20 protein-coding genes are annotated in these 22,729 nt (G+C 72.2%); 9 read left to right on the plus strand and 11 right to left on the minus strand.

Annotation, left to right across the window (positions count from 1 at the left end; all coding sequences use genetic code 11):
- Positions 1-59 precede the first annotated feature (59 nt).
- From lpxA to K3769_RS28240, 4 genes are all read left to right on the plus strand, one after another.
- On the plus strand, positions 60-896 hold the full coding sequence (gene lpxA, locus K3769_RS28225; protein ID WP_267029081.1) for an acyl-ACP--UDP-N-acetylglucosamine O-acyltransferase: 837 nt from the start codon (positions 60-62) through the stop codon (positions 894-896).
- Between the two features lie 13 nt (positions 897-909).
- Positions 910-2,055 carry a UDP-3-O-(3-hydroxymyristoyl)glucosamine N-acyltransferase gene (locus K3769_RS28230; protein ID WP_267029082.1) on the plus strand — a complete coding sequence of 382 codons (1,146 nt, stop codon included), beginning with the start codon at positions 910-912 and terminating at the stop codon, positions 2,053-2,055.
- A complete protein-coding gene (locus tag K3769_RS28235; RefSeq protein WP_267029083.1) occupies positions 2,052-3,551 on the plus strand; it encodes an FAD-dependent monooxygenase in 1,500 nt (499 codons plus the stop codon). The genes K3769_RS28230 and K3769_RS28235 overlap by 4 nt, the downstream gene beginning before the upstream one ends.
- A 233-nt stretch (positions 3,552-3,784) precedes the next feature.
- On the plus strand, positions 3,785-4,390 hold the full coding sequence (locus K3769_RS28240) for a response regulator transcription factor (RefSeq protein ID WP_267029084.1): 606 nt from the start codon (positions 3,785-3,787) through the stop codon (positions 4,388-4,390).
- A gap of 19 nt (positions 4,391-4,409) precedes the next feature.
- Here the strand turns inward: K3769_RS28240 and K3769_RS28245 are convergent, their stop codons facing one another.
- From K3769_RS28245 to K3769_RS28255, 3 genes are all read right to left on the minus strand, one after another.
- Positions 4,410-5,681, minus strand: a complete 1,272-nt coding sequence (locus K3769_RS28245) for a sensor histidine kinase (RefSeq protein ID WP_267029085.1) — start codon at positions 5,679-5,681, stop codon at positions 4,410-4,412.
- A gap of 254 nt (positions 5,682-5,935) precedes the next feature.
- On the minus strand, positions 5,936-8,203 hold the full coding sequence (locus tag K3769_RS28250) for a TOMM precursor leader peptide-binding protein (protein ID WP_267029087.1): 2,268 nt from the start codon (positions 8,201-8,203) through the stop codon (positions 5,936-5,938).
- Positions 8,200-8,379 carry a hypothetical protein gene (locus K3769_RS28255; protein WP_267029088.1) on the minus strand — a complete coding sequence of 60 codons (180 nt, stop codon included), beginning with the start codon at positions 8,377-8,379 and terminating at the stop codon, positions 8,200-8,202. Before K3769_RS28255 ends, K3769_RS28250 begins: the two co-directional genes overlap by 4 nt.
- Positions 8,380-8,656: 277 nt before the next feature.
- Here K3769_RS28255 and K3769_RS28260 point away from each other — a divergent pair, with 277 nt between their 5' ends.
- Positions 8,657-9,475 (plus strand): AfsR/SARP family transcriptional regulator, encoded by an 819-nt coding sequence (locus tag K3769_RS28260; protein ID WP_267029089.1) that lies wholly within the window; start codon positions 8,657-8,659, stop codon positions 9,473-9,475.
- An 18-nt stretch (positions 9,476-9,493) separates the two neighbouring features.
- Here the strand turns inward: K3769_RS28260 and rfbH are convergent, their stop codons facing one another.
- Positions 9,494-10,798, minus strand: coding sequence for a lipopolysaccharide biosynthesis protein RfbH (gene rfbH, locus K3769_RS28265; protein WP_267029090.1), 1,305 nt, complete (start codon positions 10,796-10,798; stop codon positions 9,494-9,496).
- A gap of 162 nt (positions 10,799-10,960) precedes the next feature.
- On the opposite strand from rfbH, the gene K3769_RS28270 reads away from it, so the two are divergent.
- Positions 10,961-11,953 (plus strand): Gfo/Idh/MocA family protein, encoded by a 993-nt coding sequence (locus K3769_RS28270; protein ID WP_267029091.1) that lies wholly within the window; start codon positions 10,961-10,963, stop codon positions 11,951-11,953.
- A gap of 91 nt (positions 11,954-12,044) precedes the next feature.
- On the opposite strand, the gene rfbB is transcribed toward K3769_RS28270, so the two are convergent.
- The 5 genes from rfbB to K3769_RS28295 form a co-directional block, all read right to left on the minus strand.
- Positions 12,045-13,016 (minus strand): dTDP-glucose 4,6-dehydratase, encoded by a 972-nt coding sequence (gene rfbB, locus K3769_RS28275; RefSeq protein WP_267029092.1) that lies wholly within the window; start codon positions 13,014-13,016, stop codon positions 12,045-12,047.
- The gene (locus tag K3769_RS28280) at positions 13,004-14,338 is read right to left on the minus strand and encodes an activator-dependent family glycosyltransferase (protein ID WP_267029093.1); all 1,335 of its coding nucleotides are present in this window, start codon (positions 14,336-14,338) and stop codon (positions 13,004-13,006) included. The genes rfbB and K3769_RS28280 overlap by 13 nt, the downstream gene beginning before the upstream one ends.
- A gap of 84 nt (positions 14,339-14,422) precedes the next feature.
- Entirely contained in the window at positions 14,423-15,778 is a 1,356-nt protein-coding gene (locus tag K3769_RS28285) for a cytochrome P450 family protein (protein WP_267029094.1), read from the minus strand.
- Between the two features lie 96 nt (positions 15,779-15,874).
- A complete protein-coding gene (locus K3769_RS28290) occupies positions 15,875-16,708 on the minus strand; it encodes an SDR family NAD(P)-dependent oxidoreductase (protein WP_267029095.1) in 834 nt (277 codons plus the stop codon).
- Positions 16,709-16,753: 45 nt separating this feature from the next.
- Positions 16,754-17,188, minus strand: coding sequence for a nuclear transport factor 2 family protein (locus K3769_RS28295; protein WP_267029096.1), 435 nt, complete (start codon positions 17,186-17,188; stop codon positions 16,754-16,756).
- Between the two features lie 217 nt (positions 17,189-17,405).
- On the opposite strand from K3769_RS28295, the gene K3769_RS28300 reads away from it, so the two are divergent.
- Both K3769_RS28300 and K3769_RS28305 read left to right on the plus strand, forming a co-directional pair.
- Positions 17,406-18,191, plus strand: a complete 786-nt coding sequence (locus K3769_RS28300; protein WP_267029097.1) for a cyclase family protein — start codon at positions 17,406-17,408, stop codon at positions 18,189-18,191.
- A gap of 112 nt (positions 18,192-18,303) precedes the next feature.
- Entirely contained in the window at positions 18,304-19,020 is a 717-nt protein-coding gene (locus K3769_RS28305; RefSeq protein ID WP_267029098.1) for a class I SAM-dependent methyltransferase, read from the plus strand.
- A 30-nt stretch (positions 19,021-19,050) separates the two neighbouring features.
- On the opposite strand, the gene rfbA is transcribed toward K3769_RS28305, so the two are convergent.
- Positions 19,051-19,926, minus strand: coding sequence for a glucose-1-phosphate thymidylyltransferase RfbA (gene rfbA, locus K3769_RS28310; protein WP_267029099.1), 876 nt, complete (start codon positions 19,924-19,926; stop codon positions 19,051-19,053).
- A gap of 208 nt (positions 19,927-20,134) precedes the next feature.
- Between rfbA and K3769_RS28315 the strand changes: the two genes are divergently transcribed.
- A complete protein-coding gene (locus tag K3769_RS28315; protein ID WP_267029100.1) occupies positions 20,135-21,244 on the plus strand; it encodes a DegT/DnrJ/EryC1/StrS family aminotransferase in 1,110 nt (369 codons plus the stop codon).
- 101 nt (positions 21,245-21,345) lie between these two features.
- Here K3769_RS28315 and K3769_RS28320 read toward each other — a convergent pair whose 3' ends face one another.
- Positions 21,346-22,698: an NDP-hexose 2,3-dehydratase family protein gene (locus K3769_RS28320; protein WP_267029101.1), complete on the minus strand. Its 1,353-nt coding sequence runs from the start codon at positions 22,696-22,698 to the stop codon at positions 21,346-21,348.
- Between the last annotated feature and the right edge of the window lie 31 nt (positions 22,699-22,729).

Consider the following 22,729-nt stretch of genomic DNA (forward strand, 5'->3'; position numbering starts at 1 on the left):
CAGTCCCGCATCAGGCAATGGAGCGCACGCGCGGCCCTCGGTGTGGTCACGATGGGGGGATGTGGCAGGACGCTGAGCAGCGCGGTGACGACGATCCCGCCGTACACATCCATCCGTCGGCCTGTGTGGCCCCCGGGGCGGTACTCGGTGCCGGGGTGCGGGTCGGCCCCTTCGCCGTGGTCGAGGAGGGCGCCGAGCTGGGCGACGGGGTACGTGTCCGGGCGCACGCGGTCGTCCACGGCTCGGCGACCCTGGGCGCCGGTGCGGTCGTCGGCGTGCACGCGGTCGTCGGCGGGGATCCGCAGGATCTGCGGTTCGACGCGCGCGTGGCCACCCGAGCCGTGCTGGGCCCCGGCACCGTACTCGGGGAGGGCGCGACCGTGCACCGCTCCACGGGCCGAGAACCCACCCGGACCGGGAGCGACTGCCTCCTCATGGGCAACACGCACGTCGGACACGACTGCGTGCTCGGCGACGGTGTGGTGGTCAGCCAACTCAGCGCTCTCGGCGGGCATGTGCGGGTCGGCGACCACGCCGTGATCGGCGGGGGGAGCGGCGTCGTGCAGTGGGTGCGCATCGGGCGCCTGGCGATGGTGGGCGCGATGACGAAGGTGGAACGGGACGTCCTGCCCTTCACCGTCGTGGACGGCGTCCCGGCCCGGCAGCGCGGCCTCAACCACGTCGGCATGCGGCGCCACGGCGTCCCCGCCGCCGAACAGAACGCGCTGCGACGCCACTTCGACGGATTCACCGGCTTCGCCGACTTCACCGCCGCGGGGCCGGGTATGCCTGACGCCGGAGAACTCATGCCGGAGTTACGGGAGTTCCTCGCCGGCCCGTCCCGCCGGGGGACCACGCCGGTCGCACCCCGGTCCCGTCCGGCTCGCGACGCGTAGAGGTGGTGGGCTCATGCACTGGTCCCTGGGCGAGATCGCCGAGGAGTACGGCGGTTCCGTCTGCGGCGACGCCGGGATGCGCGTGCGTCCGACGGACGCCCGGGCCACCGACCCGTCGGGACTGGCCTACGCGGAACGGGCGAGCGCGCTGCGGCACATGGCGGGCGTCGGAGCGTTCCTGCTGCCGCGCGCTCTCACGGGTGTGGACAGGCCGCACGTCCACGTGGACGATCCGCGGGGCGTCTTCCACCGGTTGCTGGCCGAGCTCGACCGCCGGGCGGCTCCGGTCCCGCCCCTGGGCATCCACCCCACCGCGGTGACCGATCCGGACTGCGTCATCGACCCCACCGCGTACGTGGGTCCCTACACGGTCGTGGAGCGCGGCGCGGTCGTCGGACCGTGCACGCGCATCCACCCCTTCGTCCACGTGGGGCCGAACTGCCATGTCGGCGCCGACAGCGTGCTCCACCCGCACGCGGTGCTCTGCCAGGACGTCCGTCTCGGCGAGCGCTGCACCGTGCACCCGGGGGCCGTCGTGGGGGGCGAGGGGTTCGGATTCACGCACACCCCGGCCGGGTGGCGGCGGGTGCCGCAGGTCGGAGGCGTCCGCGCGGGCGACGACGTGGAGATCCGCGCGCTGGCCGGCGTCGAGCGGGCCACCTGCGCCGACACCGTCCTGGGCGACGGGGTCAAGCTCGGCGACCTCACCTGCGTCGGGCACAACGCCACCCTGGGCGACCACACCCTGCTCGTGCCCCTGTCCGGCGTCGGCGGCAGCGTGACGCTCGGCCGGCGCTGCGTCCTGGGCGGCGGCAGCGGCGTGTTCGACCACACGACGCTCGCCGACGACGTCCGTGTCGGTGCCCACGGCACCGTCACGCGTGACATCGACACCCCCGGCGACCACACGGGCACCCCCGCCCGCCCCCTCGCCCGGCAACGGCGCCTCGACGCACTGCTGCCCCGACTGCCCGACGGCGTCCCCCTCCACCACCTCGACGTCACCGCGGTGCGCCCCGGCCACCACGCGAACATCGCTCTCGCCGCACTCGTCACGGACGCGGCCACAGGGTGCCTGCGGGGGAGGTCGGTCGGGCAGAGTGGCAGCGTGCCGAGAGCCTTCGGCGTCGACCGGTCCGGCATCAGGAGGCCGCCATGAACGGCAGGATCCGCAAAGCCACCGCCCCCGTCACCGCCACCACCGCCACCGCCACTTCCGGCTCCCGCGACGTCGTCGTCGTGGGCGCGGGACCCACCGGGCTGCTGCTCGCCGGTGATCTCGCCACCGCCGGTGTCCCCGTCACCCTCGTCGAGCGGCGGGCGCACGGGATCAGCAACCTCTCCCGCGCCTTCGTCCTGCACGCCCGCACACTGGAACAGCTCGACGCGCGGGGCCTCGCCGACGGGCTTGAGGCCAAGGGGCAGACGCTCGACCGGCTGCGGCTCTTCGCCCGGCTGACCGTCGACCTCACCACCCTCCACTCGCGCTTCAACCACCTGCTCGTCCTGCCGCAGTACGAGGTGGAGCGGGCGCTGGAGCGGCGGGCCGTGGAGGCCGGGGTGCGGTTCGCGTACGACACCGAGGTGACGGGTCTCGTGCAGGACGCGGACGGCGTGACCCTGCGGGCGCGCGGGTCCGGCGGTGCGGCAGAGGAACTGCGGGCCGCGTACGTCGTCGGGACGGACGGGATGCGCAGTGCCGTGCGGGAGGCGGTGGGGCTGCCCTTCCCCGGCCGGTCGGCGATCCGGTCCGTGGTCCTCGCCGACGTCAGGCTCGCCGAGCGGCCCGAGACGCTGCTGACGGTGAACGCGGTCGGGGACGCCTTCGCGTTCCTCGCGCCGTTCGGGGACGGCTACCACCGGGTGATCGGCTGGCACCGGGACCGCGATGTCGCCGACGGCGAACCCCTCGGCCTCGACGAGGTCAAGGAGATCACCCGGCTCGCGCTCGGCCGTGACTACGGTATGCACGACGCCCGTTGGATGTCCCGCTTCCACAGCGACGAACGGCAGGCCCCGGCGTACCGGGTGGGCCGCGTGTTCCTCGCCGGGGACGCCGCACACGTGCACACCCCGGCCGGCGGCCAGGGCATGAACACCGGCCTCCAGGACGCCGCCAACCTGAGCTGGAAGCTGGCGGCGACGCTCGACGGGTACGCAGGCGCGGACCTGCTGGACACCTACCAGTCCGAGCGCCACCCCGTCGGCAGGTCCGTGCTGCGCAGCAGCGGCGGGATCGTACGGCTCGCGATGGCCAAGCGGCCCGGGACACTGGCGGCCCGCGCCCTGCTCACCACGTTCCTCGACCACACCCGCCCGGCCCGCACCCGCATGATCGGCCAGATCACCGGCATCGGCTACGCGTACCCGGCCCCGCGCGGTGCCCACCCGCTGGTCGGCCGGCGCGTCCCGGACGTGGCGCTGCGGGACGGCCGCCTGTACGAGGCCCTGCGGGACGGCAGGTTCGTCCTCGTCGCCCCCGCCACCACAACCGGCACCCCCGCCCGCAAGGACCGCCTCACCGTCGTGGCCTGGGCGAGCGACCGGCGTACGAGTCTGCTGGTCCGGCCCGACGGGTACGCGGCCTGGGCGGCGGAGTCGGCGACCGCCGAGGAGACGGAGGCGGCGCTGACCGGGGCCCTCGGGCGGGACTGAACGCCCGTCCCACCGCCGTGTCACGCTCCTCCCGGGCGGGCCCGATCGACGAAATCGTCGGTGTTTACAGGGGGCGTTACCGAGGTGATTGAATTTGCGACTTCCTTTGGAAACGGAACCCGGGGACGAAGTCGACCCAAAGGCGGGGAACTTGGCGCTTCGAAGGCTTGTTCCGGCTTTTCGGATGAGAGTATGAGGCCCGGGCGACCTGTATGCGGTCGATGTGGGGGGCCATGATAAAGATTCTGATCGCCGAGGACATGGCGATGCTGCGCCGGGCGCTGGCCGAACTTCTGTCGCTGGAAGCGGACTTCGAGGTGGTGGCCGAAGTCAGCCGTGGGGACGAGATCGTCCCCAGGGCGCGGGCCCTGCAGCCGGACGTGGCCGTGCTCGACATCGGCCTGCCCGGGATGGACGGCATCTCCGCCGCCGCCGCGCTGGGCACCGCCGTGCCCGACTGCCGGATCCTCATGCTCACGGGGCTCGGCAACCCCAGCACGCTGCGGCGGGCGCTGGCCACCCGCGCCACGGGATTCCTGCGCAAGGACGCCGATCCCACGCAACTCGCGGGCGCCATCCGCGCGGTGGCGGCCGGCAAGCGGGCCGTCGACCCGCAGCTGGCGGTCGCGGCGCTCGAAGACGTGACCCAGCCGCTGGCCCCCCGTGAGCTGGAGGTCCTGCGGCTGGCCGCCGCGGGCGAGGGCACCACGGCCATCGCCCGCCGGCTGTTCCTCTCGCCGGGCACCGTACGCAACTACCTGAGCAGCGCCGTGGTCAAACTGAGCGCCCGCAACCGTATGGACGCGGTCCGGATCGCCCGCGAGGGCGGCTGGATCTGACCGCCCGCGGCTCAGGCTCTCACGCCACCGTCGCCGAGTCGCGCAGTTCGCTCTCCGGGGGGTGGGCCGACGGGCGGGCGGGCGCGGCGGCGGTGCGCAGGAAGGGGCGTTTGGTTTCGTGTGCCCCGGCCGGCAGCGGCACGACCGCCGTCAGCGAGAACCACTTGTCGTCCAGCACCTGGATGCTGAGCCGGCCGTCCACCGCTTCGATGCGTTCGCGAAGGTTGGTGAGTCCGCTTCCCGGCCGCGCGCCCCTGGCGGGGCCGGACGGACGCGCCGGAATTCCGTCGTTGGTCACGATCAGTCCGACGGCGCCCGGCTCGCGGCTGAGCTGGACGACGCAGGTGCCGACCCTGCTGTGCCGGAGCATGTTGGTGATCCCCTCGCGCAGCACCGTCGCCAGCGTGGTCTCGATGTGGGGCGGCAGGGGCCCGGCGCCGCCGCGGAAGACGGCGTGGATGCCCATGTCCTTGAGGGTCGCGAAGACGGTGTCGACCTCCGCGGTCAGTGACATGGCGCGGTAGGTCTGCGAGACGGCCCGCACATCGGCGAAGGCCCGCTGGGTGGTGTCCAGGATCTCCGTCAGCTCCTGGTGGAGCCGGGCGTGTTTGGAGGGCGGCAGCCGTCGCGCCAGCTCGCACTTGAAGGCGATGGTGGTCAGGCTGATGCCCAGCAGGTCGTGCAGATCGCGGGAGAACCGCAGCCGCTCCGCCTCCAGCGCCAGCCGGGTCAGCTCGCTGCGGGAGCGGTGGGCCTCCTGGACGAGCCGGGTCAGCTCGGAGAGTCCGTACACCACCAGGCCGGTCAGGGCGGTCGCCACCGTCCCGTACCAGACCGACCCGCGGCCCATGCCGGTCTCCAGCACCAGGAGGGCGGCCGACCCCACGGCCGCCGCGTACGCGGGCCACTTCCAGCGGGACGGGAGCACGAGCAGCGCGGAGCCCGCGAGGAAGCCGGGTGTGGCCAGCCAGGCCTCGGCGTAGAAGAGAAACGGAAGATACGTCAGGAGCGCCTGGCACCCGAGGGTCCAGTACTGCCGGTGGGCCAGCCGGGGCGACAGATGGGGAAAGGAATGCGCCAGTTGGAGCCCGTAGACCAGGAGCAGGGTGGTGATGCCCGTGCCCAGTCCGAGTGGTGTGGGGTGGCCCTCCACCAGATAGGTCACGCCGATGCCGAAGAAGGCCACTAGCACTGCGAAGGTGATGGCGATGGAGGTGCCGCGAGCGAGGTGCCTGCTCCGCGCGTCCTCCTGGTCGACGCGCGCGCCATCCTGCAGGGCAGAACCTTGCATCTCTTCTCCCCGGACGAGCCGAACGAATTAGTGAGTCAGGTTGTGCCGTGCCCACCCTCTCACGGCATACCGGGAGGATGAGAAGTCGCCATCGATAGTAATCGATCGAAACCGCTCAGAAGTGAAACTCGGTGGCGCGGAGTGCGCTTCGGACTCCCTGATAGAAGAAGACTGCCGGTGAAGTGAAAAGGTTTGCCCGGGTGCGCGAAAACAACTGGAGGATTTCATTCCGTAAAGAGGAATGCGTCCTTCCGTCAGAGATGCAGGGGAAAGGGATTCAGTTCGGTGAAGTCCGTCGGCCGCGCCAGCCGGCCCAGCGCGACCGGTACGTCGAACAGCCGGCCCGGACCGAATCCCGCCCAGTGCGGGCGCAGACCGGGGATCAGCACCTTGGCGACGGGCAGTCCCACATCGGGCCGGGTCTGGTCGAGGACGAGCACGTCGAGGCCGTGCCGGCGCAACAGCTCGACCAGGGCACCGGCCTGGGCCGCGGCGTCGGCGGGCGGGCGCAGCGCGGCGGGCGGCCGGGCGGACCGGCGGGCGGCGGGCAGCAGATAGGGCTGGCCCGCCGTCGTGGCGTGCCGGAACCAGGCGAGGGCCTCCGGGTCGTCACCGGTGTAGGCGCTCCCTCCGCCGGGCGGCCCGCCCGTCAGCGGCGGCAGCATCTGGTTGAGTTCGGTCAGGGCCCGGCGCAGCGCGATCCGCGCGTCGAAGTGGGCGCCGAAGCCCAGGACGACGTCCTCGGCCGGCCCGTCGATCCGGGCCGACACGGCGGCCACCACGGGGATCCCGAGATCGGACGTGAGGTCCAATGCCCACACCGACCTGCCCATCTCCCTGAGGGCGGCCCGGGTCCCGGCGGTCCACTCGTCCCGCTGATCGAGGACCACACCGGGCTGCCGCGTGCGGTTGTACCACCACAGGGCGACCGCGTCCCGCTCCACCAGCTCCAGGCAGCCGTGCACGACGGCGTCCTCCAGACTGGTGCCCGCAGCGGCCCCGTTCGAGGTGGCCCGGCAGTAACGGGTGTCCGCGTCCGGGGCGTTGTAGTACAGCAGGCTGGTCGGCGCGAGGCGCTGCCGCTCCTCGGTCAGTGACCAGACGGGCGTCCAGTCGAGCGGAGCGTCCTCGTCGAAGGGCTCGGTCACCTGGTGGAAGGGCCCGTGCGCGCGGTTCCAGGCCGCCCGGTCCGCGAACTGCCGCCGGTCGAAGAGCTGGACGGTGTCCGGGTGGACGGCCCGGTCCGCCAGCTCGCGGTAACTGCCCCGCAGACGCGGCTCGTCGCCCTGGAAGTAACCGCTGTACCGCTCAAGCGCCTCGGCCAGGGCGCTGACCCTGGCATGGGCCTCGGTGACGCCCTTGCCCGAGCCCGGGCTGCGCAGCGGCGTGTGCAGCGCGGGCGGCGGCTTCGCGGGGTCCCAGGGCGGCTGGGCGCCCGCGTGGAAGCAGTTGAGGAACTCGGGTCCCCGCGGATCCCGGCGGATCTCGCCGACCAGACCGGTGACGGGGTCCACGAGATGCCCGTACCGGTCGAGGACCTCCTCCGGGCCGGCCGTCCGGTGGCCCCCTCCGCCGGTGTCGCGCACCGGCCGCGGGGACAGCACGACGGGGTCCGACACCCGGTCGCGGACGAGCAGGGGGTCGCCGCAGCGGGCGCACTGCGGGCGGCGCCGTACGGGATGGCGGCTGCTTCGCAGCGTGCGGGTGTCCAGCCGCCACAGGGTGCCCTGCTCGGGATCGCGGTGTCCGGCCAGCCACTTCGCCGCCTCGAGCAGCGCCAGGTGCAGAGCCGCCCCCCGGCCCGCAGGCAGATACGACGGCCGGTGCTCGGCGGGCCCGCCGCGTCCGAGCCGGTGCTGGACGTACGCCTCGCTGCGCCGCCGCAGCCGCAGCCGGTCCGCGAGACAGCTCCAGCAGGGACCCTCGCCGGGGGAGAAGAACGGGCCCACCCACAGATGGGTGCCGCTCGCCCGCACGGGCAGCCAACTGCGGCCCGCCGCACGGTGTTCCGCGTCCAGGGCGCTCAGCCGCGGATCGAGATAGTCGTGGCACAGCGCCAGCGTCAGATCGGCCGGGCCGCCCGCGGCGGCGGTCCGCAGTCCCGCCGCCGCCACGGCCTCGTACAACGCGCCCCCGGTCTCCTCGGTGAGGTCGACCGGGGCCAGCAGCCCGCCCCGGCCGCCGTCGGGCCGCGCCGCGAGACCCGTGAGGGCCCAGTAGGCGCGCTCGGGCCCGGCGCGGCCGTCCGGCGGATAGGCGGACAGCAGCCCGGCGTCCAGCAGTCTGGCCACGAGCCGTTCGGTGCGCTCGGCCGACAGGCCGGGCGCCGCGTCGGCGACGATCCGGGACAGGTCGCGGCTGCCGTCGAGCAACGGGGCGAGCAGCGCGACCTGTTCCCCGCCGAGCGTGGTCACCCGGTCCTCGGTCATCAGGAACACGGGCTCCCCGGGCGCCGATTCGACCCGCAGATGCGGTGCGAACCCCAGCCGGGGGAGCCCGTCGTCCGGGGCGGGACGGTTCATCGGGTCTGACGGCCGCCGTCCGCGGCGGCACCGGAACCGGCTCCGGGCATCCAGCAGATACAGATGCGGCCGTCGGTGGACTCACCGGATTCGGGGCCGAATTCAGTGATCACGAGATCGTCGGCGCCCCTCGCGATCCCCGCGTCGCCGTCGAGCAGAGGCGTGATCCGTGACATGTGTGCTCCTTGTTCGCTGTTGAAGTTCGCGGTCGGATTCGGTCGGCGCGCCCGACCCCGGCCGGGGCCCTGCGCGTTGCCGCCATCCTTACGGTCGTCACTGGCCGATACCAGTGCGTCACGCACAGGGCCCATATGAGAAATACACATCTTGCGCATAGGTTCCTCATATGCCTGGTCGGGCCCCTGGCACTGGTTGATACCGGAAGTAGCCAGCGAGACTCCCTGAACGAGGAGCTCCTCGCGGCGCTCCGCGGACCACATGGGGGAGAAAAGCATGGACATATGGCTGCTTGGACCGCTGACGGCCGAGGTACGGGGCAGGTCGATCGTGCCGACGGCGGCGAAACCACGCCAGATCCTGGCCCTGCTGGCGATTCACGCCAACCGCGTCCTGCCCGTCGGGACGCTGATGGAGGAGATCTGGGGCAGCGAGCCGCCGCAGAGCGCGCTGGCCACCCTGCACACGTACATCCTGCAGCTGCGCCGGCAGCTCACCGCGGCCTACGGCGCCGACGCGGACGTGTCCGCCAAGGACGTCCTCGTCACCCAGTACGGCGGCTACTGCTGGCAGGCGCCCACCGACGCGGTCGACGTACCGCGCTACGAGCGGCTGGTCGCCGCCGGCCGGGTCGCCACGGGTGAGGACCGGCAGGAGAGGGCGTCGGCGTACTTCCGGGAGGCGCTCGCCCTGTGGCGCGGGTCCGCGCTCGTCGACGTGCGCATCGGGCCCGTGCTGAGCATCGAGGTGGCCCGGCTGGAGGAGAGCAGGCTCGGAGTGCTGGAGCGGTGTCTGGAGGCGGACCTGAGGCTGGGCCGCCACGCGGAGCTGCTGACCGAGCTGATCGAGCTCACCGGACGCCATCCGCTGCACGAGGGCCTGCACGCCCAGTGCATGACGGCCCTGTACCGGGCGGGCCGCTCCTGGCAGGCGCTGGACGTCTACCAGCGGCTGCGCCGGCGGCTCGCGGAGGAACTGGGGCTCTCGCCCTCCCCGCGCCTGCAGCGGCTGCAGCAGGCGGTGCTCTCGGCGGAACCGTGGCTGGACGTGCCCGGGTGCGGGGAGGACGCGCTGCTCGACCGCATGATCGGCTGACCGCCGCCCCCGGGCCGCTCAGCCGTTCTTGGCGACGAACTCGACGATCGACTCCAGCATGTAGTCGGTCATCTCCTCGGTGATACCCGGGTACACCCCGATCCAGAAGCTCTGCTCGGTGATGATGTCGGAGTTGCGCAGGTCCCCCGACACCCGGTGCGGGGTGCCGAGATACGCCGGATGCCGGGTGAGGTTGCCGCCGAACAGCCGTCGCGTGCCGATCCGCCGCTCCTCCAGGAAGGCGATCAGGTCGCGGCGGGTGTAGGTGGCGTCGGGCAGCACGGTGAGGACGAAGCCGAACCAGCTCGGGTCGCTGCCGGGGGTGGCGGTGGGCAGCAGCAGACCGGGGACGTCCGCGAGCCCGTCGCGCAACCGCTGCCAGTTGCGCCGACGGGCCGCGCCGAACTCCGGGAGCTTCTTCAACTGGGTGAGCGCCAGCGCGCCTTGCAGGTCGGTCGCCTTCAGGTTGTAGCCGATGTGCGAGAAGATGTACTTGTGGTCGTACCCCTTGGGGAGGTCGCCGAGCTGGTAGTCGAACCGCTTGAGGCAGGTGTTGTCCTCGCCCGGCTCGCACCAGCAGTCCCGGCCCCAGTCGCGGAACGACTCGACGATCCGGGCCAGTTCGAGGTTCCTGGTCAGGACGCAGCCGCCCTCGCCCGTCGTGATGTGGTGGGCGGGGTAGAAGCTGACGGTGGCCAGATCCCCGAACGTGCCCGTCATCCGTCCCTGGTAGGTCGAGCCCACCGCGTCGCAGTTGTCCTCGATGAGGAACAGCTCGTGATCGACGGCCAGTTGCTGGATCTCCGCGACCTCGTAGGGGTTCCCCAGGGTGTGAGCGATCATGATGGCCCGCGTGCGGTCCGAGATCGCCGCCCGCACGCGCTCCGCCGTCGTGTTGTACGTGCCGAGTTCGAGGTCGACGAACACGGGCGTGAGGCCGTTCTGGAAGATCGGGTTCACCGTCGTGGGGAAGCCGCCGGCCACCGTGATCACCTCGTCGCCCGGCAGCAGCCGCTTCTCACCGAGCCGCGGGGACGTCAGCGCCGACAGGGCCAGCAGGTTCGCCGAGGAACCCGAGTTCACCAGATGCGCCTTGCGTACGCCGATGTGGCGGGCGAACCTGCTCTCGAAACGCCGGGAGTGCGCCCCGGCCGCGATCCGCAGATCCAGGGCCGCCTCCACCAGAGAGACCCGGTCCTCCTCGTCCAGGACCGCCCCCGAGGAGAGGATCGGTGTCACTCCCGGTACGAAGTCCCCGGGCTGCTGCTGCCGGTGGTACTCGCGAACCTGCTCCAGGACCAGGGCCTTGGTGTCCGACGTCATAGCCGTCCCTCCTGTAAGGATTGCCTCGGGGCCATGCTTCAGCCTTCCGGTAGAGGAGCCATGGAGTCCCCGCGGAAAGGGCCTGCTCCAGCGGGCTTCCAGGGGCATTCGACCCGCTCTGGCTAGCTTGTTCGGCGACGTATCCGACAGGTGAGGTGGCAGATGCCCGAGGACACTCCGCGACCCGCGCTCCGCATGGGGGTGCTGGGCTGTGCCGACATCGCGGTGCGCCGGATCCTGCCTGCGATCGTGGAGCACCCGGCGGTGCGGCTGGTGGCCGTGGCGAGCCGGGACGGGGCCAGGAGCGCCCGGCTCGCGGCCCGGTTCGGCTGCGCGGCGGTGACCGGCTACCGGCCCCTCCTCGACCGGGACGACATCGACGCCGTCTATGTGCCGCTGCCCCCGGGCATGCACCATGAATGGGTCGCCGAGGCGCTCACCGCGGGCAAGCACGTCCTGGTGGAGAAGCCGCTCAGCACCACGTACGAGCAGAGCGCCGAGCTGGTGGCGACGGCCGCCCGGCTCGGTCTGGCGCTCACCGAGAACTTCATGTTCCTGCACCACTCGCAGCACGCGGCGGTACGGGACCTGGCCCGCGACGAGATCGGCGAACTGCGGGTCTTCTCCAGCTCCTTCGGCGTACCACCGCCCGCCCCGTCGTCCTTCCGGCACGACGCGCGGCTCGGCGGCGGCGCGCTGCTCGACGTCGGCGTCTATCCGCTGCGCGCCGCCCAGCTCCACCTCGCCGGGGAGCTGGACGTCCTCGGCGCCTGTCTGCGCGTCGACGAGGCCACCGGCGTCGACGTCGCGGGCAGCGCGCTGCTCTCCACCGCGACCGGGGTGACCGCCCAGCTCGACTTCGGCTTCCAGCACTCCTACCGGTCGGTGTACGCCCTGTGGGGCAGCCGGGGCCGGATCGACGTGCCGCGGGCCTTCACCCCGCCCCGGGAGCACCGCCCGGTGGTCCGCCTCGAACAGCAGGACAGGACGACGGAGTTGACGCTGACGGCCGACCACCAGGTGGGCAACGCGCTCGACGCGTTCGCGGCGGCGGCCCGGTCGGGCACCGGCCGCGAGGCACTGGGAGAGGCGCTGCTGCGCCAGGCGCTGCTGGTCGAGCGGGTGCGCAAGGCGGCGCGGGTCGTGAGCCTCTGAGGCAGCCTCTGAGGCGCACGCGCGCACACGACGAGAAGGGCCGGCCCGTCGGGGCCGGCCCTTCTCATGTCGTGCCCGTGGCCGGAGCGGGTCAGACCCGCTCGGCCGTCGCGGGCATCCGCGTCAGCCGGTCGCGGTACCAGTCGACGACCTCGCGCAGACCGTCGTCCAGCGACCGCAGCGGCCGGTAGCCGAGTTCGTCGCGGATCTTCGAGTCGTCCACCGCGTACCGCAGGTCGTGGCCCTTGCGGTCGGGCACCTGCCGGACCCGGGACCAGTCCGCACCGCACAACTCCAGCAGCCTTGACGTCATCTCACGGTTCGTCAGATGCGTACCGCCGCCGATGTTGTAGATCTCGCCGGCCCGGCCGCCGGTCAGCACGGCGTGGACGGCCCGGCAGTGGTCGTCGACGTGCAGCCACTCGCGGACGTTGCCGCCGTCCCCGTACAGCGGCACGGTCCGGCCGGCCAGCAGCTCGGTGACGAACAGCGGGATGAGCTTCTCCGGATGCTGGCGCGGACCGTAGTTGTTGGCGCACCGCGTGGTGCGTACGTCGAGCCCGTGGGTGCGCCAGTAGGACCGGGCGACGAGGTCGCTGCCCGCCTTCGACGCCGCGTAGGGCGAGTTGGGCAGCAGCGGCTCCTCCTCCGTCCAGGTGCCCTCGGCGATGGACCCGTAGACCTCGTCCGTCGACACGTGCACGAAGGTGGTCACCCCGCAGCGCAGGCTCGCCTCCAGCAGGGTCTGCGTGCCCAGCACATTGGTGGTCACGAACTCCGCGGGCCCGGTCAGGGAGCGGTCGACATGGGTCTCGGCCGCGAAGTGCACCACCGCGTCGTGCCCGGGGAACACCTCCAGGAGCGCGTCGAGGTCCCGGATGTCCACCCGGTGGAAGTCCAGCCGCGGATCCTCCATCGGCAGGTTGTCCGTGCTCCCGGCGTACGTGAGCAGGTCGACGACGGTCACCCGGCTCGGCCGGGGCCCGGGGAGGCCGCCGGAGAGCAGGGAGCGCACATAGTGGGATCCGATGAAACCGGCGCCGCCGGTGATCAGGACACGCATGACGCGGGTGTACCTCCAAGGCGTCGACGCCCGTGGGCGCGGTGCTGGGCGGTCAGCCGCTCCAGTACGGGGACGACCTCCGCCGGGGTCGGTTCGGACTCCGCCTCGGCGCGCAGGCGGGCGGCGGCCTCGGTGAACGAGGGCTCCTCCAGCAGGCGTACGAGCCTGGTCCGCAGCCCCTCCACCGTCACCTCGTGCGAGGGGAGATGAAGACCCGCGCCCAGTTCCTGCTGGCGGCGGGCCCGCTCGATCGCGTCCCAGATCCAGCCCATGGCTATCTGCGGGACGCCCTCGACGAGCGCCGTCGACCAGGTACCGGCACCGCCGTGGTGCACGATCGCCGCACAGGTCGGCAGCAGCGCGTGCAGCGGCACGTGGTCCACCAGGCGCACGTTGTCCGGGACATGGGTGAGCAGCGCCCGCTCCTCGGCGCCGAGCGTGGCCACCACCTCGATGTCGAGCCCCTCGATCGCCTTGAGGACCAGGTCGACGGGGACCGCGTTCGGGAACTCCGAGGTCCGGGCCGTCAGGCCCAGGGTGACGCAGACCCGCGGACGCGCCGGCGGGACGCGGAGCCAGTCGGGTACGACGGCGGGCAGCGGGCCGTTGTACGGGACGTAGCGCATCGGGACGACCGGGGCGTTCGACGGTGGGCGGAAGCCGCGCGGCACCTGGTCCACCGACCACTGCCCCGTCACGGTCTCCTCGTCGAAGGGCAGCCCGTAGCGGCCGAGCGTCCACTGGAGCCACTGGCCCAGGGAGTCCTCGGGGTGCGCCGAGCCGCCCTCCGCCCCCGGGCCGGTGGGGCCGGGGCCGAGCTGGGCGAGGAACGCCTGCCGCATGGACATGAACATGTCCGGGAACGACAGCACGCGCGCGTGGGCGGCGCCCGTCACCTTCGCGGCCACCGCCCCCGCGAACGTGAACGGCTCCCACAGGACGAGGTCGGGCCGCCAGTCGCGGGCGAACGCGACGAGGTCGTCGACCATCGGATCGTCGTTGATCAGGGCGAAGAACGTGGCGGTCATCATCGTGTCCCAGCCCTTGAGGAAGGCGGGGGTGAGCTGACCGGGGGCGTCGGGGTCCAGTGACTGGTCGGCGTGGTGGGAGAGCACGGAGTCGCCCACGCCCTTCACCATCGCGTCGAGACCGGGGTCGGCCCCCACCGGGACGGCGGTAAGACCGGCCGCGGTGATGCTCCCCGTCAGCGCGGGCTGGCTCGCCACCCGTACCTCGTGACCGGCGGCCCGCAGCGCCCAGGCGAGCGGCACGGACCCGTTGAAGTGCGCGTCCAGCGCGAAGGACGTCAGCAGAACCCGCATGGGCGGTCCTCTCCGTTCGCTGCTCTGTTCTCTGCCTTCTCCGCGACCGCTGTCGCGGCTGTCACGGCTGTCATGGCTGCCACGTCACGCGGAGGTGGTCAGGGTGTACCGGAGCACTCCGCCGAGGACGGGCGAGCGCATCCGGCGCTGGACACCGTCGGCCGGGGCCAGGTGCGGGTGGCGCTCCCGCAGGGTGCGTACCGCGGTCTCCGCCTGGAGCCGGGCGAACGCCCCGAAGAGCGAGGTGTGCGGGCCGGACAGCGCCAACTGGCCCTGACCGGGCGGCCGGGTGAGGTCGAAGTGGTCCGGGGCCAGGAACACCTCGGGGTCCCGGTTGGCCGCCCCGACATGGACGACGACCTGGGCGCCGGCGGGGATGTCCTGGCCGGCCAGGGTGAGGTCCTCGGCGGCGATCCGGCTCTCCAGCCGTACCGGCGGCGCGTACCGCAGCGTCTCCTCCACCGCCCCGGCGGCGAGTTCCGGGTTCTCGCCGAGCAGCGCCCACTGCCGGGGGTGCGCGAGCAGCGCCTCCACGGCGTTGTTGATCAGCCCGGCGGCGAACTCGACGCCCACCGCGGCGGTCAGCACCCCGACCGCGAGCGCGTCCTCGGCGGCCGAGGCGCTGGAACCGCCGGAGCCGTCGGCGCCCAGCACCGTGCTGAGCAGGTCGTCGCCCGGCTCGGTCCGCCGCGCCGCGACGAGGTCGGCGACGAGGGCGCGGACGTCCTCCACCGCCTCGTCGAGCCGGCGGGTGACGGCGAGCGGCTGCGGGCAGAGCGCCGCGTCGAGCGCGACGCCCAGCGCGAGACACGCGTGGGCGAACCGTTCGCGCCGGTCGTCCGGAACGCCCAGCAGCGCGGCGGCGGCCTCGGTGGCCGCCGGGCGGGAGTAGTCCGCCATGAGGTCGAAGGAGGCGCCGAGCCGGTCGGCGGTCTCCTGGTGGACGCGGTCGGCGTGCTTGCGGTGGCCGTCCGCCGCCGCCCCGCCGAGCACCGGCGCGGCCGACCGCTCCCAGCGCGCGTGGTCGGCGCCCGAGGCGTGCAGGAAGGCCCGGTCGAGCGGAACGATGTGGCACAGCAGCGGATTGCTCCAGGCGTCCGAGAAGACGTGCCGCTGGAGGCCGGGCAGATCGGCGTGGCGCAGGCTCAGCCGCGGATCGGCCAGCACCTCGGCGGCCACGGAGTGCCGGCCGGTGACCCAGGCCCCGGCGGCGCTCTGCCACAGCGGGGTCTCCGCCTCCCGGGTACGACGGGCCAGCACCACCGGGTCGTCGCTCTCCGCGCGCAGGGTCAGGGCGTACGGGTCGCCGCTGGTCCCGTAGATCCAGTGGAAGCCGCGGGCCGTCAGCAGATGGCGGCCGAGCTCGCTGTCGGTCTGCTGGACCGGCTGGGTCCGCTGGGCTGCGGCGGGGGTCGTCTCATCGGTTTCCGTGTCGGTCACGGCAGTCTCCTTCGGGGCGAGTCAGGGCGAGTCAGGGCGGATCGGGGCCGGTCGGGGCGGGGCGGTGGTGCGGCACGGCGGGGCGTGTCGCGGGGTTCAGGTGAGGGACAGGCCGCCGTCGACGGCGAGCACCGCGCCGGTCGCGTAGGCGGCCCGCGGGTCGGCGAGCTGCACCGCCCACCAGGCGATGTCCTCCGGGCGGCCGACACGGCCGGCCGGGACGACGCCGGCGATGTGCCGGAGGAAGCCCGCGTAGGCCTCCGGCGTCATGCCCGACCGTTCACCGATACCGGTGTCGATCACGCCCGGGGCCAGGCCCAGGACCCGGATGCCGCGGGGCGCCAGTTCCACGGCCCAGGTCCGGGTGAGGAAGTCGAGCCCGGCCTTCGCGGCGCCGTAGAGCCCGTTCTCCGGCCAGGCGCGGCGGTACAGCGCGCCGGCGGAGCCGATGTTCAGCACGGTTCCGCCGCCGTCCGCCGCGAGGGCGTCCAGGGTCTGCCGGGTGAGCAGCAGCGGGGCCAGGAGGTTGGTGTCGAGCTGGTCGCGGGCCGCCTCGCGCTTGGTCTCCGCGAGGGTGGCGAAACCGCCGGAGGCCGCGTTGTTGACCAGCACGTCGATACGGCCGAACGCGTCCAGCGCCGCGTCGGTGACGGCCCGCGGAGTGTCCGGGTCGGTGAGGTCGGCGGTGAGGACGCCGATGCCGGGATGTCCCTCGGCGGTCCGGGCGAGGGTCGCGGGCGTGCGGCCCACGACGAGCACCCGGTCGCCGCGGTCGGCGAAGGCGCGGGCCACGGCCCGCCCGATCCCGGTCCCGCCGCCGGTGACGATCACGCCCCGGGGCGCGGTGGGGTCCTGTGCCGTACCGGTGGCCTGGGTGGCCGGTGTGGCCTGTGTGTCCTGTGCCGTGGTGCTCTCCTGTGTCGCGCTCATGTCCGGGACCGTAGGCCGGGGTGCTCGATTCGCGGTCGACTCCCGCTACGGCCGGTCGTCACGGGTCACCACCCTGTCCTTGACCAGCAGTTCGCCCGCCTCGCGCACGAGGACGTCCCGGCAGACGCACATCAGGTGCAGCCGGGCGGGGCCGCCGCGCGGGACGGCGACGATCGAGACCAGGCTCTCGGCGGTCAGCGAGCCGTCGTCCGCCGGAGTGACGGTGAGCATGCCGACGTAGTGGCGGTGGGTCTCGCCGGCGGCGGCGAGGCCCGCGGCGGCCTGCCGGGCGCCCTCGGTCAGCGCCGGGCGACCGCGTACCGGCTCCGGGAGCGAGGGCGGCTTGAAGGCGCCGTCCTCGGTGAAGGTGCCGGCCCAGGTCTCGGCCTCGCCCGAGTCCAGGTCCCGCATCTGCCGTGCGTAGAAGTGCTGTACCTCGGCGTAGACGTCCGCCGGGGCCGTCGGGGCCTGTGCTGCCATGCCGTCTTCCTTCCGCCGCTCCCGCTTCCCGGGTTCCGGGTGAGGTCACGACGGTGGCAGGGGGCCCTCCAGGATCGGTCGAGCGCCGGGTGTGCCCGGGGGCCGGTGGCCGTACAGCCGGGCTCCAACGCTTCTCTAGCCGCGCTGGTGAGCATGGGCGGGCCGGTAGCGGAAGACCGGCGGAACGCTTGCAGGAACCCATCGCCGGGAGGCTCGTGTGCGCATCATCGACCTGTCCTCGCCCGTGGACGCGGCGGGTTTTGAACCCGATCCCGTGGTGCACGACGTGCTCGGCCCGAAGGAGGCCGCCACGCACATGAGTGAGGAGATGCGCGACCACTTCGGCATCGACTTCGATCCGGCGGTACTGCCGGAGGGCGAGTTCCTCTCGCTCGACCGGCTCCAGCTGACGACCCACACCGGGACGCACATCGACGCGCCCTCGCACTACGGCACGCGCGCCTCCTACCGGGACGGCCCGCCGCGGCACATCGACGAGATGCCGCTCGACTGGTTCTTCCGGCCCGCGGTGGTCCTCGACCTGAGCGACCAGGGCACCGGCGCGGTCGGCGCCGACGTCCTGGAGCGGGAGCTGGACCGGATCGGCCACACCCTGTCGCCGATGGACATCGTGCTGCTGCGGACCGGCGCCGACGCGTGGTCGGGGACGCAGAAGTACTTCACCGACTTCACCGGGCTCGACGGCTCGGCCGTGCACCTGCTGCTCGACCGGGGCGTGCGGGTGATCGGCACGGACGCGTTCAGCCTGGACGCGCCGTTCGGCGACATCATCCGCCGTTACCGGGAGACCGGGGACCGCTCGGTGCTCTGGCCCGCCCACATGATCGGCCGGGACCGGGAGTACTGCCAGATCGAACGGCTCGCCGGTCTTGGGCAGTTGCCCGTCTCCCGCGGCTTCCGTCTCGCGTGCTTCCCCGTACGGATCGCGGGCGCGGGAGCGGGCTGGGCGAGGGCGGTGGCCCTGCTCGACGAGGACGAGTGAGCGGACGGCAGGGGAGCACCGCAGCCGGGAAGCACGACGGCCGGGCGGACCACGTGCCCACCGCAGCGCACGGACCAAGCGCCCAGCAGGGCGCCAACGGGAGGAGAGACACATGTACGGCCGGGAACTCGCGGACGTGTACGAGGCGGTCTACCGCAGCCGGGGCAAGGACTGGGGGGAGGAGGCCGCGGACGTCTCGCGGCTCATCGCCGAACGCCGCCCGGGAGCCGACTCGCTGCTCGACGTCGCCTGCGGCACGGGCGCCCATCTCAGCGTGTTCGGCGAGCGGTTCGAGGTCGCCGAGGGGCTGGAGATCGCGGAGCCGATGCGCCGGCTCGCCGAACAGCGGCTGCCCGGCACCACCGTGCACGCGGGTGACATGCGCGACTTCTCGCTGGGCCGCACCTACACCGCGGTGAGCTGCATGTTCTGCGCCATCGGCTATCTGGAGACGCTGGACGACATGCGGTCCGCCGTCCGGTCGATGGCCGAGCACCTGGAGCCCGGCGGCGTCCTGGTCGTCGAACCCTGGTGGTTCCCCGAGAACTTCATCGAGGGCTATGTCGCGGGCGACCTGGCCCGTGAGGAGCACCGCACCATCGCGCGGATCTCGCACACCACCCGCAAGGGCCGGGCCACCCGCATGGAGGTCCGCTTCACCGTGGGGGACGCCGCCGGTATCCAGCAGTTCACCGAGATCGACGTACTGCACCTTTTCACCAAGGAGGAGTACGTCTCCGCGTTCACCGACGCGGGCTGCTCGGTGGAATTCCTGGCGGACGGCCCCACCGGCCGCGGTCTTTTCGTCGGGGTGCGCGAGAAGAACTGACGGCGGCCGGGCGGGCAGGGGCCGGAATGCTCAGGATGCCATTTCGCGGGCCACCGACATCACGTACTGGCCGTAACCCGACTGCGACATCTGCTCGCCGAGCCGGTGGCAGCTGTCCGCGTCGATGAATCCCATCCGGAGCGCGACCTCCTCGACGCAGGCGATCCGCACGCCCTGCCGTTCTTCGAGGGTCCGCACATATTGGGCGGCCTGGAGGAGCGATTCCGGAGTTCCGGCGTCGAGCCAGGCGAAACCGCGGCCGAGGTCGACAAGGCGGGCTCGGCCGCGGGCCAGGTAATTCTTGTTGACATCGGTGATCTCCAGTTCTCCGCGCGCTGAGGGGCGGAGATTCTTGGCGATGTCGACCACTTCGTTGTCGTAGAGATAGAGCCCGGTGATGGCGAGGTCGGAACGCGGCCTGGCCGGCTTCTCCTCCAGGGAGACCAGGCGCCCCGACGCGTCGGTCTCACCCACCCCGTAGCGCTCCGGGTCCTCCACGGGATAACCGAACAGCACACAGCCCTGTACGTCCCTGACGTTGCTCTGGAGCAGGTCGTAGAAGTGGTGGCCGTGGAAGATGTTGTCGCCCAGGACCAGGGCCACGTCGTCGTCGCCCACGTGGTCGGCGCCGATGACGAACGCCTCGGCCAGCCCGGCCGGCCGGTTCTGCACCGCGTAGTCGATGCGGACGCCGAGCTGCGAGCCGTCGCCCAAAAGCCGGCGGAACTGGTCCAGGTCGCGCTCGGTGCAGATGAGCAGGATCTCCCTGACGTCCGCGAGCATCAGCACCGAGAGCGGATAGTAGATCATCGGCTTGTCGCCGACCGGGAGAAGCTGCTTGGACACGGAAACGGTTATCGGATGGAGCCTTGTTCCCGTACCGCCGGCGAGAATAATCCCCTTCATGGGTATGCCCCTGTCCTCGATTTCTGCCCATGCTAACGACCGAATTCGTTCGGCAGCAAGCAGGAAAGTCCCTGGTCCAGGGAAATTCGAGTGGTAATAGAGGGGGATCAAGGGTTGTCGGCCGGACCCGCAATGTGATGTGCTGCGAGGGGATGGTGACGCCCTGCGGCAAGGAAATGATGTCAGCAATGGGAGGGAAGCGAATTCGATGACGACTCTCGTATGGGACTACCGGCAGGAATACGAGAACGAGCGCGCCGATATTCTGGACGCCGTGGAAACGGTCTTCAACTCGGGTCAGCTCGTCCTCGGTGACAGTGTCCGCGGCTTCGAGGAGGAGTTCGCCGCCTACCACGGCGCGAGCCACTGCGTCGGCGTCGACAACGGCACCAACGCGATCAAGCTGGCGCTCCAGTCGCTCGGCGTCGGCCCCGGGGACGAGGTCGTCACGGTGTCCAACACCGCCGCCCCCACCGTGATCGCGATCGACTCGGTGGGCGCCACCCCGGTCTTCGTCGACGTCGACCCGGACAGCTACCTCATGGACACCGGCCAGGTGGCCGCCGCCCTCACCCCACGGACCCGGTGCCTGCTCCCCGTGCACCTCTACGGACAGTGCGTCGACCTGGCGCCGCTGGAGGCACTCGCCGCCGAGCACGGCCTGCTCCTCGTCGAGGACTGCGCCCAGGCGCACGGCGCCCGCCGCGACGGACGACTGGCCGGCACCACCGGGGACGCCGCCGCCTTCTCCTTCTACCCGACCAAGGTGCTCGGCGCCTACGGCGACGGCGGCGCCGTACTGACCTCCCGGGACGACGCCCACCGTGCCCTGCGCCGGCTGCGCTACTACGGCATGGAGGAGCGGTACTACGTCGTCGGCACCCCGGGCCACAACTCCCGCCTCGACGAGGTGCAGGCCGAGATCCTGCGGCGCAAACTGCGCCGCCTCGACAGCTACGTCCAGGGGCGCCGGGCCGTCGCCCGCCGCTACGAGGAAGGGCTCGGCGACACCGGCCTGGTGCTGCCGCACACGGTCCCCGGCAACGAGCACGTGTACTACGTCTACACGGTGCGCCACCCCCGGCGCGACGACATCATCAAGGCCCTGAAGACGTACGACATCGAGCTCAACATCAGCTATCCCTGGCCGGTGCACACGATGTCCGGGTTCGCCCACCTCGGCTACGGGGCGGGCTCGCTGCCCGTCACCGAGGAACTGGCGGGCCAGATCTTCTCGCTGCCCATGTATCCGGCCCTCGCGCCGGACATCCAGGACAAGGTGATCAGCGCGGTGCGTGACGTGCTGGACGGCCTCTGAACCCGTGCGGCGGGCCCGCCCCGGCCCGCCCCGCGCACACCGAAGGCCCGGCGGAGGGATCCCGCCGGGCCTTCGGTGTGCGCGGGAGGCCGCCCGAGTGGTCAGCCGGCGGTGTCGGCCGCCGTCAGGGCGCGCCAGCACGCAACCAGGCTCCTGGCCTGCACGTTGAGGTAGTGGCTGTGCCGCAGCAACTGGGTCAGTTGGTCCATGGTCAGCCAGCGGTAGTCGGGGTGGCCCGGATCCTCGGGGACGTCGCTGTCCACGATCAGATAGCGGTTGCGGGCGTGGAAGAAGCGACCGCCCTCCTCGGACTGCACGGCGTCGTAGCGGACGCGGCCGGGACCGGCGGCCAGTACCTCGTCGAGGTGGCGGGGCCGGGCGGCGGCCGGCAGCCAGCCGTAGCTGTCCGGCACGCACTGCACGGTCGGCGCCAGTTCCACCACGTCCGCGTAGCCCGGCTCGGTGCGGGCGTGCAGCAGGACGTGCGGCACCCCGCCGATCTCGCGGGTCAGGAACGCGATGACACCCGTGCCGCGCGGCTCGATCATCGGCTGGCGCCAGGTGCCGACCTCGCGTCCCGCGGCCGTCACGGCGACCCCGATGACGTCGAAGAAGCCGCCGCTCTCGTGCGAGTGGCCCATCTCGTGGTGCCGCCACTCGTCGAGCGCGTTGAGGGCGATCCGCTCGGTGTGCACCGAGGCCAGCGACCGGGCGCCGGCGATCCAGCTCAGCACGTCGGTCATCCCGTGCAGGGCGCCGTCCGGCCGCGAGGCGTGCGGCAGACACGCCAGGACGGTGCGCGCGTCCATGTTGATGATGTCGTCGCGCGACAGCAGCCGGTACAACTGGCCGAGCGTGAACCAGCGGAAGCCCTCCAGGACCTCCACCTCGGTGGTCGTCTCCACCACCATGTTGCGGTTGCGCTTGCGGTAGAACCAGGCGCCCTGCTCCGACTGCCGGACGTCCGCCAGCACCCGGTGCCGCGAGGTGTCCCGGAAGTAGTCCACGTACGGCACGGGCTTGCCCTTGTGGACGCCCGTGTAGTTGCTGCGGGTCGCCTGCACGGTGGGCGAGAGTTGCAGCCCGCCGGGGTTGCCCGGTTCCGCCTTGGCCTGCATCAGGAAGTGCGGGACCCCGTCGAACTCCTTGATCAGGATGCCGAGGATGCCGACCTCGGGCTGGTCGATGATGGGCTGGTCCCACCAGGGCACCGCGTTGCCGGGATCGTGCACCCGCAGGCCGTGCACGGTGAAGAACTTGCCGCTGCGGTGCCGCAGATCACCGGTGACCGGGGTCTGGTACCACTGGTCGAGGGCCGCCAGCGGGATGCGCTCGGCCGTCGTGTAGATCTGCTCGCCGTACTCGGCGAACCAGTCGTCGAATCCGGCGAGATCGGTCAGCGGGCTCTCCACAGCCGCCGCCGACCGGGCGATACGGGCCGTCACATCGGCCATCTGGACTCCTCGTCGTGGGTGCAGGCGTGGC

Source organism: Streptomyces ortus (assembly GCF_026341275.1).
GTDB classification, from domain to species: domain Bacteria; phylum Actinomycetota; class Actinomycetes; order Streptomycetales; family Streptomycetaceae; genus Streptomyces; species Streptomyces ortus.

Excerpts from the sequence above, each read along its gene's own strand:
- lpxA (WP_267029081.1), top strand. The coding sequence starts at position 60 with ATGTGGCAGGACGCTGAGCAGCGCGGTGACGACGATCCCGCCGTACAC.
- K3769_RS28240 (WP_267029084.1), top strand. The coding sequence starts at position 3,785 with ATGATAAAGATTCTGATCGCCGAGGACATGGCGATGCTGCGCCGGGCG.
- K3769_RS28255 (WP_267029088.1), bottom strand. The coding sequence starts at position 8,379 with ATGTCACGGATCACGCCTCTGCTCGACGGCGACGCGGGGATCGCGAGG.
- rfbH (WP_267029090.1), bottom strand. The coding sequence starts at position 10,798 with ATGACGTCGGACACCAAGGCCCTGGTCCTGGAGCAGGTTCGCGAGTAC.
- rfbB (WP_267029092.1), bottom strand. The coding sequence starts at position 13,016 with ATGCGTGTCCTGATCACCGGCGGCGCCGGTTTCATCGGATCCCACTAT.
- K3769_RS28305 (WP_267029098.1), top strand. The coding sequence starts at position 18,304 with ATGTACGGCCGGGAACTCGCGGACGTGTACGAGGCGGTCTACCGCAGC.
- K3769_RS28290 (WP_267029095.1), bottom strand. The coding sequence starts at position 16,708 with ATGAGCGCGACACAGGAGAGCACCACGGCACAGGACACACAGGCCACA.
- K3769_RS28320 (WP_267029101.1), bottom strand. The coding sequence starts at position 22,698 with ATGGCCGATGTGACGGCCCGTATCGCCCGGTCGGCGGCGGCTGTGGAG.
- K3769_RS28245 (WP_267029085.1), bottom strand. The coding sequence starts at position 5,681 with ATGCAAGGTTCTGCCCTGCAGGATGGCGCGCGCGTCGACCAGGAGGAC.
- rfbA (WP_267029099.1), bottom strand. The coding sequence starts at position 19,926 with ATGAAGGGGATTATTCTCGCCGGCGGTACGGGAACAAGGCTCCATCCG.
- K3769_RS28315 (WP_267029100.1), top strand. The coding sequence starts at position 20,135 with ATGACGACTCTCGTATGGGACTACCGGCAGGAATACGAGAACGAGCGC.
- K3769_RS28295 (WP_267029096.1), bottom strand. The coding sequence starts at position 17,188 with ATGGCAGCACAGGCCCCGACGGCCCCGGCGGACGTCTACGCCGAGGTA.
- K3769_RS28230 (WP_267029082.1), top strand. The coding sequence starts at position 910 with ATGCACTGGTCCCTGGGCGAGATCGCCGAGGAGTACGGCGGTTCCGTC.
- K3769_RS28235 (WP_267029083.1), top strand. The coding sequence starts at position 2,052 with ATGAACGGCAGGATCCGCAAAGCCACCGCCCCCGTCACCGCCACCACC.
- K3769_RS28260 (WP_267029089.1), top strand. The coding sequence starts at position 8,657 with ATGGACATATGGCTGCTTGGACCGCTGACGGCCGAGGTACGGGGCAGG.
- K3769_RS28280 (WP_267029093.1), bottom strand. The coding sequence starts at position 14,338 with ATGCGGGTTCTGCTGACGTCCTTCGCGCTGGACGCGCACTTCAACGGG.
- K3769_RS28250 (WP_267029087.1), bottom strand. The coding sequence starts at position 8,203 with ATGAACCGTCCCGCCCCGGACGACGGGCTCCCCCGGCTGGGGTTCGCA.
- K3769_RS28270 (WP_267029091.1), top strand. The coding sequence starts at position 10,961 with ATGCCCGAGGACACTCCGCGACCCGCGCTCCGCATGGGGGTGCTGGGC.